The sequence below is a fragment of the Actinomadura sp. 7K507 genome (genome assembly GCF_004348425.1).
GTDB lineage: Bacteria > Actinomycetota > Actinomycetes > Streptosporangiales > Streptosporangiaceae > Spirillospora.
In genome coordinates, this window is sequence record NZ_SMKK01000535.1 from 1 (window position 1) to 1,140 (window position 1,140).

Below are 1,140 nucleotides of genomic sequence, written 5' to 3' on the forward strand. Positions count from 1 at the left end.
GCCCCCACCGGCTCCGGCGCAGGCCCCGCCCCGAACACGTACTTGCCATAAATGCCCAGGTGAACATGCAACACCCGCTCATCGTCGAACCCCAGCAGCAGATGCTTACCGTGCGCGTCCCCCACCACCAGCACACGCCCGTCCAACCACGCCGCCCCCTCGGCGAAACGACCCTGCGGACTCGACGCGGCGACACGACGGCCGCCGAACATCCGCAGATGCTCGGCGGCCAGACGATGAACGGTATGTCCCTCCGGCATGGCCGGAGCCTATCCCCGCACCAGGGCCCTACCGCAGCGGCTCCCCCACCTCACGCAAGTGCCCCAGCGCCTGCCGGTACGACTCCACCATCCCCGTCTCCGTGTAAGGCACACCGACCGCCTCGCAGTGCTCACGCACCAGCGGCCGCACCCGGCGCAGACTGCAGCGCGGCATCCCCGGGAACAGGTGATGCTCGATCTGGTAGTTCAGCCCGCCCATGAACCAGTCCGTCACCGGCCCACCGCGCACGTTCCGCGACGTGAGCACCTGCCGGCGCAGATGGTCCCACCGCTCCCCCGGCTCCGGCATCGCCATCCCCTTGTGGTTCGGCGCGAACACCGCCCCCAGATGCACGCCGAACAGCGCGTGCTGCACCGCCATCAGCGCCAGCGCCTGCAGCGGCGGCAGCAGCGTGAACGCCAGCACCAGATACCCCACGGCGTGCGCGACCAGCAGACCGCCCTCGATCACCTGGTCACGGCGCGGACGCCCCCGCAGGAACAGCAGGCTGCCCACCTTCAGGTTGAGGCCCTCCAGCGTCAGCAGCGGGAAGAACATCCCCGCCTGATGCCGCGCCAACCACCGCAGAACTCCGCGCTGCCGCCCGGCCTGGTCCTCCGTCCACGCCAGGACGCCCTCACCCACATCCGGGTCCTTCCCGACATGGTTGGGATTGGCGTGATGCCGGTTGTGCTTGTCGCTCCACCAGCCATTCCCCATCCCCAGCACCAGATTGCCCAGCAGCAGCCCCAGCCACCGGTTCGCGCGGGCGCTGCGGGCGATCTGCCGGTGCCCGGCGTCATGACCGAGGAACCCGGTACGGGCCGACAGAACGGCGAGAGGCACACCGAGCAGAACCACCCACCAACTGGCCCCCAC

At 69.9% G+C, this 1,140-nt stretch carries 2 protein-coding genes; both read right to left on the minus strand.

Going from position 1 to position 1,140, the window contains the following annotated elements; all coding sequences use genetic code 11:
• Positions 1 to 260 (minus strand): DNA-formamidopyrimidine glycosylase family protein (locus E1285_RS45110; protein ID WP_279510136.1); only part of this gene is annotated, 260 nt, incomplete at its 3' end.
• 28 nt (positions 261 to 288) lie between these two features.
• On the minus strand, positions 289 to 1,140 hold an 852-nt coding region (locus tag E1285_RS45115), incomplete at its 5' end, for an acyl-CoA desaturase (protein ID WP_132161040.1).